General features: G+C 67.5%; 10 protein-coding genes. 3 read left to right on the top strand and 7 right to left on the bottom strand.

The genetic code is table 11. The features are described from left to right. Positions 1-256 precede the first annotated feature (256 nt). Positions 257-727, top strand: coding sequence for a hypothetical protein (locus ACT2FV_RS15595; protein WP_059600836.1), 471 nt, complete (start codon positions 257-259; stop codon positions 725-727). Positions 728-910: 183 nt separating this feature from the next. Here the strand turns inward: ACT2FV_RS15595 and ACT2FV_RS15590 are convergent, their stop codons facing one another. The 7 genes from ACT2FV_RS15590 to ACT2FV_RS15560 all read right to left on the bottom strand — a co-directional run bounded on the left by ACT2FV_RS15590 (position 911) and on the right by ACT2FV_RS15560 (position 9,164). Then, complete coding sequence (locus tag ACT2FV_RS15590; protein ID WP_444504264.1) at positions 911-1,600, bottom strand: DUF429 domain-containing protein; 690 nt, start codon at positions 1,598-1,600, stop codon at positions 911-913. Between the two features lie 9 nt (positions 1,601-1,609). After that, positions 1,610-2,134 carry an HD domain-containing protein gene (locus ACT2FV_RS15585; RefSeq protein WP_444504263.1) on the bottom strand — a complete coding sequence of 175 codons (525 nt, stop codon included), beginning with the start codon at positions 2,132-2,134 and terminating at the stop codon, positions 1,610-1,612. A 121-nt stretch (positions 2,135-2,255) separates the two neighbouring features. Beyond that, a complete protein-coding gene (locus ACT2FV_RS15580; RefSeq protein WP_444504262.1) occupies positions 2,256-5,726 on the bottom strand; it encodes an AAA family ATPase in 3,471 nt (1,156 codons plus the stop codon). Between the two features lie 3 nt (positions 5,727-5,729). Further along, positions 5,730-6,980: a metallophosphoesterase family protein gene (locus ACT2FV_RS15575; RefSeq protein WP_444504261.1), complete on the bottom strand. Its 1,251-nt coding sequence runs from the start codon at positions 6,978-6,980 to the stop codon at positions 5,730-5,732. A gap of 530 nt (positions 6,981-7,510) precedes the next feature. After that, positions 7,511-8,050, bottom strand: a complete 540-nt coding sequence (locus ACT2FV_RS15570) for a hypothetical protein (protein ID WP_444504260.1) — start codon at positions 8,048-8,050, stop codon at positions 7,511-7,513. 566 nt (positions 8,051-8,616) lie between these two features. Then, entirely contained in the window at positions 8,617-8,886 is a 270-nt protein-coding gene (locus ACT2FV_RS15565) for a hypothetical protein (RefSeq protein WP_444504259.1), read from the bottom strand. Continuing rightward, positions 8,883-9,164, bottom strand: coding sequence for a DUF4148 domain-containing protein (locus tag ACT2FV_RS15560; RefSeq protein WP_059600819.1), 282 nt, complete (start codon positions 9,162-9,164; stop codon positions 8,883-8,885). Before ACT2FV_RS15560 ends, ACT2FV_RS15565 begins: the two co-directional genes overlap by 4 nt. Before the next feature lie 269 nt (positions 9,165-9,433). On the opposite strand from ACT2FV_RS15560, the gene ACT2FV_RS15555 reads away from it, so the two are divergent. Both ACT2FV_RS15555 and ACT2FV_RS15550 read left to right on the top strand, forming a co-directional pair. After that, positions 9,434-12,664: an efflux RND transporter permease subunit gene (locus tag ACT2FV_RS15555; protein WP_444504258.1), complete on the top strand. Its 3,231-nt coding sequence runs from the start codon at positions 9,434-9,436 to the stop codon at positions 12,662-12,664. Between the two features lie 49 nt (positions 12,665-12,713). Continuing rightward, a complete protein-coding gene (locus tag ACT2FV_RS15550) occupies positions 12,714-14,081 on the top strand; it encodes an efflux RND transporter periplasmic adaptor subunit (protein ID WP_444504257.1) in 1,368 nt (455 codons plus the stop codon). Positions 14,082-14,092 lie beyond the last annotated feature (11 nt).

Genomic DNA, 14,092 nt, shown 5'->3' with positions numbered 1-14,092 from the left:
CCTGCCCCGGTCTGCGCAACCCCATTTGTGAAAATATTTTGAAAAAGCCCCCGCGCGCTAACGCGCACGGGGGCTTTGGGGGTGGGGCGCTCCACATTGCCTCAGCGCGGAGAGTCCGCGACAGATTCAGGGCGAGTCCTTCTTAACTCCTATACCGGTGGGGCGACAACATCCGCTGTTCGAGAACGCCCGCATTTGCCTCAGGCCGGTCACCCGGCTGCGGATCAAACAAAGGAGGCGCACGCCGTCGAGTATCATGCCGCGATCGAACAACCCTCTCATACCGACGATGGACAGCACCACTCAATCCGGCGACGCCGATCTCCGCGATGAATACGCCGCGCTGCGCGAGCGCGCCGTCATGCTCGAAGAACAGGTACCACCGCTACTGCAACGCATCTCGGATGTCCTGCCGCGCATCAGCGGCGTATCCGAATTGGCGGATGAGCATCGTGAACGACTTGTCGGCGCGCGCAACGCAGCGATGGTCTCGATCGAAAACTATCAACAGGCGATCCCGTTCCTGCAAACGGCCGACTCGATCATCGAGCAGCTCGACAAGACGCCCGAGCGCGATGAGGACATCGAGTGGCGCGAATCGCTGCTGCAGCGACTCGACGAGCTGATCGACGTCGCGGTCGTGATGATCGACGATGCGCAAGGCTATTTCGAGCACGCGGCTGCCTGCGATCTCTCCAGCGTGCCGAAGTCCATTCTCGAAGACTGAGCAGCACGGCCGGGAGGCGCACGGCGCATCGACTAAACAGATTGCGCATGCCACCGGCTTCGCACATGCCGACCGGCTGTCACTGCTCGGCACCTTGACGTCGACGATCAGATACGTCCCCCGCAAAAGCTCACCTTGCCGTCACGGATTCACGGGTAGCAGCCAACCGCGGCCCGTGAGTGACTAGAGCGTATCGAGCACGATCGCCTCGCCGACGATCGGCACACGGATGTACCCGCCCGCCGCATCGCCATACGCGTGCGCGTTTCCGTCGATCACGTATTGCGCGGTCAATGCGCACAACGTCGCGTCCCGCGCGTCGACCGATCGCAGTGTCGACACGTCGATCCCGAGTTTGATCAGCAATTGCCTGCGCTGGTTGCGTTTCTGCTTCGCCGACGCGATCGCCTTGCCAAGCATCGCGCAGGTAATCGCGTACGGATAAGTCTCGAAGCTCACGCACCCGCCGGCATAGCGTGCGTCGGTCAGCAGCGGATAGGCGTCGGCCAGCGCGCGGTAGACGCGCTCTCCCATGAACATCCAGTCGAAGAAGCCCGACGTGCTGGCCACGGCCTGCTCGCGCGATGGCGTCGGGAAACACGAGATCCGTTCAAGCGCGAGCGCCTGCTCGGCCGCGCGGCGTCCGCTTCCCGTCCACCACAGGCTCGGCGCATCGACGCCGACGGCCACCACGTCATGCTCGATACACAGCGCAGGCAGCGCTTCGGGCGCGATCCGCGCCTCGCGGCAGACGATCGTCGAGCCGCGCAGGATCACGAGATCGCATTGCTTCTTGTCGCCGCCGACGTCGACGCCCGCCACCGCAGGCGATGACCACGCGACGGATCGGGATCGGGATCGGGCCGCCTGCATGGCTGCGCGTCAGTCCGCCGGCCGCGCGTCGTACGCGGCATCGAAAATTCCTTCCAGGCCGGGATGCACGCCGCGCATCCGGTCGACGACCGACTTCGCCCAGTCGAAGTACGCCTGCTTGCGCTCGAGCGGCCAGTCCGCGGGCGGATGCCGCGTGATGTCGCGCAGGTTGCAGATCTTGTCGGCCAGCTTCACGAGCTTCGCGCGCCGGCTGATGTTCGCCGCATGCTCGACCTGAAGGCGCTTGCGTTCGTCCTTCGGCAACGACTTGTCGTCGGTGACTTCCATCACGATGTCCGCGATGTCCTTGCCGAACAGCCGCAGCAGTTCCTGCTCGGTTGTCTCCGTATCCTCGATCGTGTCGTGCAACACGGCCGCGACGATCACGCGCTCGTCCTCGATGCCGGCTTCGTTGGCCAGCACATCGGCCAGCGCGATCGGATGGTTGATGTACGGCGATGCCTCGTCATCCTTGCGCCGCTGATTGCGATGCTTGTCCGCCGCGAATGCGATGGCAGCTACCAGCTTGTTCATATTGATCCCTCGTATGGCCGGACTGCGGCCGGCAGAACCGGTCACGTCCGTTTCGGAACCGCACATACTACCTGCACGCGATGACCATTCCCAAGTATCGGGACCATCGGGCAGCCCCGTGTCATGCGCCGGCTACCTCGCGCTGCAGCGCGACCACGTTGACCTGCGCGCCGAACACGTCCCGCACGAGCGGCAGCAGGTGATCGTGGTGCGTCAGGAACAGCACCTGGGTTCGCGTCGACAGATCGCGCAGCGCCTCGAGCCCCGCCTTCGCACGCGCATCGTCGAAGTTGATGAACAGATCGTCGGCAACGAACGGCAGAGCGGTCCGGCTGGCGAGCTGCAGTTCGAGCGCCGCGATCCGCAGCGCGAGGAACAACTGGTCGCGCGTGCCTTCGCTCAGGCCGGCCACCTCGACCGACGTGCCCTTCGTGCGCCGCGCGTACAGCGCGGGCGGCGTCCGTTCGGTGTCGACGGTCAACCGCGAAAATTCGCCGAGCGTGAGCCCCGCGAAAATCTCGCCCGCCCGGCGCAGCATCGGCCCCTGCTTCTGGTCGCGATAGCGATCGGTCGCCCACTTCAGCAGACGGCTCGCCGTCGCCGCTTCCAGATACTGTTCGGCCGCGTCACCCATCGCGGCCAGCGCTTCCTGCCGCTTCGCCTCGGCCACGGCCGCGCTCGCCTGGCCGTCGATCGCACCGAACGCCTGCTGGGCGACGACCTGTTGCTGCGCGAGCGTGTTCAGGCGCTTGCCGACGTCGCCGAGCGACTGCTTCACTGCTTCGAGATGCGCGGGCACGTCTGCGATGTCCTGTTCCGCGACCTCGGCCTTGACGGCCGCCTGGGACAACCCGTCGCCATCGCGCACCAGCGCCTCCTTCGCGGCATCGACAGCCTGCCGAAGCTGGCGCTGCCGATCCGATCGCTCGGCCAGCGGCAGCGCCGCATCGATCGACGCAACGCCGGCCAGTTGCAGCAACGGCTGAATGCGTGCATCCGCACCCGCCACCGCGGCGGCCGCATCGGCGACCTTGCCGTCGGCCTGCCGCACCGCCTCGTCGGCGCGATCGATCGCGCGCGCGGTTTCCCGTGCGGCCGCCACGCGCATCGTCAACCGGCGCGCAACGTCCAGCCAGTCGCCGCTCGCCTGCCATGCTGGCTCCAGCGCATCAGCGAGCCGCCGTGCGCCGGCCTCGAGCGCGGCCAGCTCCGCACGGATCGCGGCCATCCGGTTGCGCGGCGCATCGGCGCCGGCCAGTTCGGCCGTCACCGCATTCGCGAGCCCGAGCGCCCCTTCCGCTGCGGCCAGCGTCACCGCATTCGCTGACAGCTTCGCGTCGGCGAGCGCATCGCGCCATTGCGCTTGCCACGCATCGTAGGCCTCCTGGGCCTGGCCGGCGCGTGAACGGGCCGTCGCGCAGCCGCGTTCGGCTTCGCGCGCGCGGTCCTCCAGGCTGTCCTTCTGCGCGAGCGTCTTTTCAGCCGATTGCACGAACGTCTCGGCGATCGCGATGAGCGCCGCCAGCCCGTCGGCGTCGCTGCCGCGCGAAACCAGGCGCAGCGCCGTACGCAACGTAGCCTCCGCGCCGGCCCGTGCTTCGCGGATCGTCTCGAATTCGCGGCGCTGGCGGTCAAGCTCGAGCTGCGCTGCAAACACCACGTCGCGCTTCGCGAGCCAGTCGCCCATCGCTGCCAGCGGCATGCCGGGCACGCCGGCCGTCGTCGCGAGGTCGGACCATGCGTCGCGGTGCGCGGCCAGCTCGCGCTCGCGCTCGTCGACTGCCGCCTGCCGGCGCGTCAATACCGCGCGGGCGGATTCGACCTGCTGACGCAGCGATTGCAACGTCGCCGCCGCTTGCGTGGCACCGAGCTGCGCATCGACCAGTTCGTCGGCGAGGCGTATCGCATCGTCGACGGCCGGCGCACCCGTTGCGAGATCGACCGCGCCGCTGCGGATATCGCCCCACGCATCGTCGCGGCGTGCGCGTGCCGCCAGCACCTCGGCGGTCGTGACGACCTTGTGAGTCTCGGCGAAATGCTTCTCCTGCAATTCGAGCCGCTCGAGTTCCTCCTGCGCGCCGTCCCGCGCATCGCGTGCGGCAGCCGCCGCGCTCGCGCGCTCGCTTGCTTCGTTGAGCAGCGCGCCGAGCCGCGCCGCCGACGGCACATCGAGCACCCGCAGCGCGTCGACCGGCTTGCGCCACTGGCCGAGCGCATCGACCGCATCGGCGAGCGCGCGCTCTGCGGCGGCAATGTCGCGTTCGAGCGCCTGTTCGCGCTGGCCGCTGCTGCGAAAGCCCTGCGCGTCGGCAAGCGCCGCTCGAAGCACTTCCGGCACATCGACCGTCGACAGGCGCGCCAGTTGTTCCTGCGCCTGCGCGAGTTCCTGCGTGCGTTCGTCGAGCGATTCGCGCGCGCCGGCCAGCGCCTGATGCAGCGCGCCGTGATCGCGCAACAGGTTCGCGACCGTCTTCAGCGACAGCGCGCTCGGCAGTGCCGCGCGCAGTGACGCCTCGTCGGTCGGCCAGCCGAGCTGAGCCGCGGCGGAACCGGCAGCGGACAGATGCCGCTCTACGTCCGCGCCGAGCAACAGCAGATCCTGTGCGTGATTCATGCAGGCGCCGCGCAACCGGTCGAGTGCTTCGATGTCGCCTTCGAGAGCCAGCGCGTCGGCATCCGGATCGATCGCGTCGCGCGCCTGCCGTTTCGCGAGCAGGTCCGCGCGGCGCTCCTCGAGCACCTTCTGTTCGGCCGCGAGATCGCCTTGCGCTTTCAGCAGGTCTGCGTACGCGGTCGGCGGCAATTCGACGACGGCGCCCAGTTCGGCAAGCGCCGCTTCCTTGATCGTCAATTCCTTCAGGTACGGCGCCAGCCGCCGCACGCGCTCGAGCTTCGAGCGCAGCGCTTCAAGCCGGCGCTGCTCCGCGCGCGCCTGCTCGATCTCCTGCTCGACCGCATCGCGCGCTTCCTTGCGATCGACCCAGTCGCGCGTGCGCACCTGGACCGCCTTCAGTTCGCCGACTGCTTCGTTGAACAATGCCTCGGCCTGCGCGAATGCGCTGCCGCTGCGTCGCGGCGCCCACAGCTCGCCCGCTCGCGCGTCGAGCTCCTCGCGCACAGGCCCGAGCGTGCCGACGCCCGCCGCCGATTCGAACAGCACCTGGCCGAGTTTGTCGGACGCATCGAGTATGCTCCGGCCGCCGTCGACGAGCCGACCGTGGTCGAGCCCGAACATCTGCTCGAAGAACTCGCGCGTCGCGCCGTCGACGATGGCGTTCAGATAGTCGTCCGGCAGCTTGTCGTCGGCGGGTGTGCGCAGCGGGCTGCGTCCGCGGGCGCGATGAAATGCGAGCGCGCCGGTGCCGCTCTCCAGCACGCCGCCGATCCGCAGTTCGGGCGTCGCATGCAGGAAGTCGAGCGGCGTCTGCAGCTTCATCCCGAACAACAGTTCCGACACGGCCGTCCGGATCGTCGACTTGCCGGCCTCGTTCGGCCCCACGATCACGTGGAAATCCTGGCCGGCCGACGGAAAGCGCAGCGTCTCGTCGGTGAACTTGCCGTACTTGATCAGATCGAGCTGGCTGATGCGCATCGCTTATTCCCCCCTCGCCAGCCGCGCGAGCAACGCGGGCCCGACCTGCTCGACCAGCGCCGTGAGTTCGCCGGCGCGCGCTATCGTCAGCAGCGGCACCTCCTCCTTCACGTCGCTGCGCACCTTGCCGATGAACGGCTTCAGGTCGCGCTCAAGCAGCGCGAGGAAATCCGGATCGTGCGCGGCATCGGCCAGGATCTGCTTGAGATCCTCCAGCGCCTCGAGTTGCTCGCTCTCGCCCTGCGGCTGCTCGGGCGCGGATGTCGCGAGCCGAACCTTCTCCAGCCACAGCCGTTCGTTGCCGATGATGCCGATCTGGTTCAGCACCTCCGCGCGCAGTTGCGGGGCGCGCCCGAAAAAGAGGCCGTGCGCGGGCGTACGCCCCGTGACCGTCACGCGCACCGCGCGCGGCACATGGCCATCGACGTTCAGCAGCGCCTCCAGCGACTGGCCGATCTTTCTCGACAGGTCGGCGACCGTGAGACAGTCGGACGCGTCGACCGACACGGCTTCCCAGCGCAATACGTCGAGATACAGACGTTCGATGTGCGTGCGCCCCTGCTCGATCGTCACGAGCACCGCGCCGCGGCGGCCCGTCTCGCGGATATGGCGACCCTGCAGGTTGCCGGGAAACACGACGGTCGACGGCCCCGACCATTGCTGGAACTCGTGCACGTGGCCGAGCGCCCAGTAGTCGTAGCCCTTCGCGTGCAGTTCCGCCAGCGTGCACGGCGCATAGTTCGCATGCGCCGCATAGCCTTCGAGCGCGGTGTGCAGCACGCCGATGTTGTAGTAACCCGGCACCGGGTCCGGATAGCCGATCGCGAGATTGTCGACGACAGCCTTGTCCTTGAAGCTCTGCCCGTGCAGCGCCACGTCGAATTCCGGCAGCCGGTGGGTTTCCGGCTTGCGATGGCCGAACACGGTGACGTTGTCGGGCAACGTGAGCTTCTTCGTCATCTCGCTTTCGGCATCGTGATTGCCGCCGAGCACGAATGCGCGAATCCCGGCCTTGCGCAGGCGGCCCATTTGCTGGCCGAAGAAAATGCCGGTGTTGTGGTCCTTCCAGTCGCCGTCGTACAGGTCGCCGGCGATCACGAGGAACGCAATTTCCTCTTCGATCGCACGATCCACGAGCTGCCGCAGCGCCTCGCGCGACGCGTTGCGCAACTGCGCGGCCGGCGCGTCGGGATACGCGCTCAGGCCGTGCAACGGACTGTCAAGGTGAATGTCTGCCGCGTGGATGAACTTCACGAAGATTCCTCTGTTTCATGACGAAGGGGCGATGTCGACCGGCATCGTGCGCGATCGAACGCCGGGCACGGCCGCCCGTCGCCAGCGGGTCGGGATGGTACCTGAAAGCGGGTACCGCGCAGACCACGGCCCAGCATCCCGACGACGGCGAAGTTCGTCGGCGTCACTCGCCGCGCGTCACGGGCGGCAGTGCAAAGCCGTTGTCGTTGTCCGGGGCGGATTCGCGTTGCGACGCAGCGCTTCCTGGGCGCTTTCCTTCCGCGCGAACAATGCGACGCCGATGACACCGGCGTTCGCCGTCTCGCCGTACTTCGAATTCGTGATGCCTCGGCATGTTACCGGACCATGCCGGGAGCCTCGGTGCCCGGGAGCCCCGCTATTTAAGCATGGCGTGCAGGCAATGGGCAGAGAGTATACGGACCGCCTGTTTCGGTCCGCGGCACACGCCTCCGGTCACGATGCACGGCGCATCAATAAAAAAAGCCCGGCCCGCATCGAAGCGGGCCGGGCCTGTGCGGGACGCAGGTTGCTTACAGCGCGCCGCCTTGCGCCGACGCCGAACCCTTCAAGCCGACCGATGCGCCGCCCTGCACCGAGTTCGTCGCGCCTTCGAGCGCTTCGCCAGCCTTCGCCTTCGCGCCGCCGGCGACATCGCCCGCCGTCGACACCGCGCCTTGCGCATGGTTCTTCGCCGAGCTAGCGACGTGCTTCACGTGCGACTTCGCCGCGTGCGTGGCCGATACCGCCGCGTCCTTCGCCGAACCGGCGGCCGAACCGACTGCCTGCGTCGCGCCACCGACAGCGTTACCGGCCGCCGAGCCGACGCCGCCAACCGTCTTGCCCACGCCGTTCAGCGCACCGACGACGACGTTGCCTGCGCCCGAACCCGAGCCCGCGGCATTCGCGCCGGCACCTGCCTGCACGCCCACGCCGCCGCCGAGCAGCGGCGTCTGGACTTGGGCGCCGACGCCGGCGGAACCCTCAGCGCCCGTCTGGGCCGTTTGTGCGAAAGCCGCCGATGCGATTGCCGTCAGCGCGGCGCCAAGCAGAATCGTGCGAATCTTGTTCATGGTCATTCTCCCCAAAGACGTTGTTGCTGCGGGCCGCGTTCCGCGGCTGGTCGCATGCCTCACCGCGACGTGCGGCAGGTGGAGCTAATGTAGCGGCGCCGCCGCCCAAAACCGTCGAATTGCGGGGACTGTTACTTCCGTTGCAAATGCTGACGATTGACTCACACTGTTTGACAATCATCGGAACCGGCTCGTGATTGGCGCCGTCCGATGGCTTGCTTCGGTGCGCCGGGCACGACGCACCGGCTAGCAGGGAAAGCGACCATTCCTGTAGGCATCCCAAAGGCTTGCTTGACGACGCCGGCGGTTACCCCGCCGATGTCCCGTGCCAATCCGCACGACACCTTTTTGACACCGTCGTCCGGGCCGGCATGCGGGCTCCGCATGCGTGGCCGTGCGTACGGATTCGGTATCGGGACTTCAGACACGGTGGGCGAAACTGGCGATGCGACCCAGCCGATCGCCCGGGTGATGGCCGACGCGCGACAGGGTTACACCGTCGCGGCTCACTGTCGCGCCGACTTCGACGTACGTGCGTGAACAGGATCTCGAGGCGGCGCCCCGGATCACCCCTGTGGGCTCGACGAGGCTCGGACCCGCCAGGTCGCGGCAGTCCCGTGTGCATTGCCGCCGCCATGCGAGGAGGCGAATGCCGTGCGCGATCGCGCATCATCCGACGCCTGCGTCGGATCGAGCTCGCGCAGCACACTCGCACGGCTGCCGTCGTCGCTCGGCAATTCCGGCTGCCCGCGCGCAAAGGCCGGCATGGCCGTCGCCGCGAGCAGCGCGGCGACCACCATCCGGGAACGGAGCTTCGTCGCGTTCCCCTGCTTCATTGCGCGCTCGCGGTCGATACGGTCGTTGCCGCGGCGGCCATGCCGGTGCGCTGGTCACCGTGCGCGATCGCGTAGAGCTCGCGGTTGCGTGCGACCGTCGCCGCGCTCGGCGGATAGTCGGAGTTCGACGTGGGTACGGTGCCGTCGCGTTGTGCCTGAACGAGATCGGCGATTACCTCGGCACGGGTCACGCCGGACGACGAAGTTTGTGCGAAGGCGGCGACCGGCGTTCCGACGACGACGGCGAGCAGCGCGGCTGCGATCAGTTTGCGATTCATGATGAAACTCCCGAGAACGGTTCAATGAAGACGCATCGTCGATGCGCCGCCGGCGTGACCGCAATTGCGATTCGCCGCCTGACACGTCCATTCTGGCGATCGACCCGCACCCCACGCTGACCGGCAGATGACAACTTTGAAATCCGTCGCCCACGCACGGATAACGGTTTCGTAATGTTCAGGTCAGCAACGGGTCAACGCCGCGCCAGCAGACTGCATGCTCACCGCATCGAATGCGGCACCCATGCCCTGCTTCGAGGAAAAAAATCATGTGGATCGTCCGGCTGGCGTTGCGCAGGCCCTATACATTCGTCGTACTCGCACTGCTGATCTTCATCGCGGGGCCGCTCGCGATCCTGCGCATGCCGACCGACATCTTCCCGAACATCGACATTCCAGTCGTCAGCATCGTCTGGTCATACAACGGCTTTTCCGCCGAGGACATGGCCAAGCGAATCACGTCCAACTACGAGCGCGCACTGACGTCGGACGTCGACGACATCGAGCACATCGAATCGCAGTCGCTGAACGGGGTGTCGGTCGTGAAGATCTTCTTCCACCCCGGCGCGGACATCAATCGCGCGATCGCGGAAGCCGCGAGCAATTCCGCGTCGATCCTGCGGATCCTGCCGCCCGGCACGCTGCCGCCGAACATCATCACGTACAACGCGTCGACGGTGCCGATCCTGCAGCTCGGACTGTCGAGCAACACGCTTGCCGAACAGCAACTGTACGACCTCGGCAACAGCTTCATCCGCACGCAGCTCGCGACGGTGCAAGGCGCGGCGGTACCGCTGCCGTTCGGCGGCAAGATTCGCCAGATCGTCGTCGATCTCGACACGCGCGCGCTGCAGGCGAAGGGGCTCGCGCCGATCGACGTGGTGAACGCGATCAACGCGCAGAACCTGATCCTGCCGGGCGGCACCGCGAAGATCGGCACGCGCGAGTACAACGTGCAGATGAACGGCAGCACACAGACGGTCGCCGCGCTGAACAACCTGCCCGTCAAGACGATCGACGGCAACGTGGTCTATGTGCACGACGTCGCGCACGTTCGCGACGGGTACGCACCGCAGACCAACATCGTGCGCGTCGACGGCAAGCGCGCGGCGCTGCTGACCGTCGAGAAGACCGGCAGCGCGTCGACACTGACGATCATCGACCAGGTCAAGGCGATGCTGCCGAAGATCGCGGCCGGCTTGCCGAAAGCGCTGCACATCTCCGCGCTCGGCGATCAGTCGGTGTTCGTGAAGGCGGCGGTGCAGGGCGTCGTGCGCGAAGCGCTGATCGCCGCCTGCCTGACCGCGCTGATGATCCTGTTGTTCCTCGGCAGCTGGCGCGCGACGTTGATCATCGCCGTATCGATTCCACTCGCCGTGCTCACATCGCTGCTCGCGCTGGGCGCGCTCGGCCAGACCATCAACATCATGACGCTCGGTGGGCTCGCGCTCGCGGTCGGGATACTCGTCGACGACGCGACCGTCGCGATCGAGAACATCACGCACCATCTCGAACGCGGCGCGCCGCTGGAAGACGCCATTCTGACCGGCTCGGGCGAAATTGCCGTGCCGACCTTCGTATCGACGCTGTCGATCTGCATCGTGTTCGTGCCGATGTTCATGCTCACGGGCGTCGCGCGCTACCTGTTCGTGCCGTTGGCCGAAGCGGTGATCTTCGCGATGGTCGCGTCGTATTTCTTCTCGCGTACGCTGGTGCCGACGCTCGCCATGGTCCTGATGCGCGCAAAGGGACAAGGCCGCCCGTCGCGTGGCATATTCGCGCGCATCGCACGATTTCAGGCCACGTTCGAACGTCGCTTCGAGGCGGTCCGGCTGCGCTATCGCGCACTGCTGTCGGCAGCGATCTCGAATCGCCGCCGTTTCGCGGCCGGGTTTCTTCTTGCGTGCGCCGCATCGACCGGCCTGTTCGCATTCGCCGGCCAGGACTTCTTCCCGTCGGTCGACACGGGCGAGATCCGTCTGCATCTGCGCGCACCGACCGGCACGCGGATCGAGGAAACCGCGCGCCTCACCGACGAAGTGGAAGCGCGCATCCGTACCGTGATTCCGGCGAACCAGCTGGCCGGCATGCTCGACAACATCGGCGTGCCGGTGAGCGGGATCAACCTCACGTACGACTCGTCCGACCCGATCGGCACCGAAGATGCGGACGTGAACATCACGCTGAAGCCGAACCATGCGCCGACGGCGGCGTATGTCGCGAAGCTGCGCAACCTGCTGGCCCAATCGTTCCCGGGCGTAACGTTCGCATTCCTGCCGGCCGACATCGTCAGCCAGATTCTCAATTTCGGACTGCCCGCGCCGGTCGACATCCAAATCGTCGGCAACAAGCTGGACCAGAACCGCGCGGTGGCGAACGCGCTGCTTGCGAAGCTGCGCGGCGTGCGCGGCCTCGTCGATACGCGCATCCAGCAGCCGGGCGACGAGCCGGCGATCAACGTCGACGTGGACCGCACGAAGGCGATTCAGGCCGGCCTCGAACAACGCGACGTCGCGCAGAACTTGCTGATCGCGCTGTCGGGCAGTTCGCAGACGACGCCGAACTTCTGGCTCGATCCGCGCAACGGCGTCAGCTACCCGTTGATCGTGCAGGCCCCGCAGTATTCGGTCGATTCGCTGCAGGCGCTGGCGAACATACCGCTGCCTGCGGGTACCGCGCGCCCGCCGCAGACGCCCGCCGGCGGTCCGGCCGCAGGCGCGCCCGCACAGAACCTGCTCGGCGCAATGGGCGCGTTCTCCCGCGCGACGCAACAGGCCGTGGTGTCGCACTACAACGTGCAGCCCGTGCTCGACATCTTCGCGTCGGTGCAGGGACGCGATCTGGGCGGCGTCACGGCCGACGTGACGAAGCTCGTCGACGATGCGCGCGCCCAACTGCCGCCCGGTTCGTCGATCGTGCTGCGCGGCCAGGTACAGGCGATGCACGAATCGTTTACCGGACTGCTCGGCGGCCTCGCGATCGCGATCGCGCTCGTCTACTTGCTGATGGTCGTCAACTTCCAGTCGTGGCTGGACCCGCTCGTGATCGTTGGCGGCCTGCCCGCGTCGCTGGCGGGCATCTCGTGGATGCTGTTCGTCACGCGCACCACGCTGTCGGTGCCCGCGCTGACCGGCACGATCCTGTGCATCGGCATCGCGACCGCGAACAGCATCCTCGTCGTCAACGCGGCGCGCGAGCTGATCGCAAGCGGCGCATCACCGTGGCAGGCTGCGCTCGAGGCCGGATTCAGCCGCTTCCGTCCGGTCGTGATGACCGCGCTCGCGATGCTGATCGGCATGCTGCCGATGGCGCTCGGCCTCGGCGACGGCGGCGAACAAAATGCCCCGCTTGGCCGTGCGGTGATCGGCGGTCTGGCGTTCGGCACGCTGTCGACACTGCTGTTCGTACCTGTGCTGTTCGGCTTCATCCACGCGTGGCTCGACCGACGCCGCGAAGCGGCCGCCGCCCGCCGCGTGCAGGACATGCCGGTGGTGCGCTGATCAAGAACGCATCCCGATTCCCTACGACTCGCCCGACATCGAACTCATCATGAACGACACGACCGAACCACTGACCCCGCCGCCGGCTGCCGAACCGGCAACGATGCCGCCTGCCGCACGCGGCGCAACGCCAGAAACGCCGCCGTCCCGGCGCGGCCGCAAGCTGGCCGTCCCGCTTGCCGCGATTGCCTTCGCCGCCACGCTGCTCGCGATCGGCATCGTGCCGCGCATCGCCGCGCGCGCCGCGCAGCGCCACCAGGTGGCGGCGCAGCAGGCGCTGCCGGTGACCGTGATCCAGCCCGGCGCCGCGCCGGCCGACCAGACGCTCACGCTGCCGGGTGCCGTGACGCCGTATGCGGAAGCGTCGATCTACGCGCGTACCAGCGGCTACATCGCCCACTGGAGCGCGGACATCGGCACGCATGTGAAGGCCGGGCAAACGCTCGCGCAGATCACCGCGCCCGACCTCGACGCGCAGTTGCGCCAGGCGCGCGCGGACGCGGCGACCGCGCAAGCGAACTACGACTATGCGAAATCGACCGCGCAGCGCTGGCAGGACATGCTGAAGACGCAATCGGTGTCGCAGCAGGACACCGACACGAAGGTGGCCGACATGAACGCGAAGCGCGCGATGCTCTCATCCGCGCAGGCCAATACCGCCCATCTGAACGAACTCGTATCGTTCGAATCGGTGAGCGCGCCATTCGACGGCGTGATTACCGCGCGCAACGTCGACGTCGGCACGCTCGTGACGGCGGGCGGCACGCCGGGCAGCCCCGGACTGTCGGGCGAACTGTTCCATCTGGAGCAGACCGACACGCTGCGCGTGTTCGTCGACGTGCCGCAGGACAGCGCGGCCGGCATCTCCACCGGCACGGCCGTCTACCTGACCACGCAGCAGTATCCGGGGCGGCGCTTCGCCGCGCACGTCGCCCGCAGCGCGGGCGCGATCGACCCGGTCACGCGCACGCTGCGTGTCGAGATCGACGTCGACAATCGCGATGGCGCGTTGCTGCCCGGCGCGTATGCGCAGGCGCACCTGCTCGTGCCGAGCGCGGCGCCGACGTTCGAGCTGCCGGTCAGTGCACTGCTGTATCGACCGAACGGCGTGACGGTTGCAACGGTCGACGCGAATGGACGCACGGCGCTGAAGACCGTGCAGATCGGACGCGATTTCGGCACGCATGTCGAGATCGTCGCCGGGCTCGGCGCGACCGATCGCGTGATCGACAACCCGGGCGATTCGATCGCAAGCGGCGAAACCGTGAAGATCGTGTCGGTCGAGCACAGCGCGGTGCCGGCCGCTTCGCCGGCAGCGCAACCGGCCACGGCAAGCGGTGTGCCGTCAGCGCCACGCGCGGCGACGTCCATGCCCGCCTCCGCGCCGGTTGCGCGTACCTCGAACGCCCGCACCTGACCCGCCATGCC

The sequence above is a fragment of the Burkholderia sp. PR2 genome (assembly GCF_052372875.1).
Lineage (GTDB): Bacteria > Pseudomonadota > Gammaproteobacteria > Burkholderiales > Burkholderiaceae > Burkholderia > Burkholderia diffusa.
Note: the sequence above shows the minus strand (reverse complement) of the source record. Positions and strands in the feature narration are given on the sequence as shown.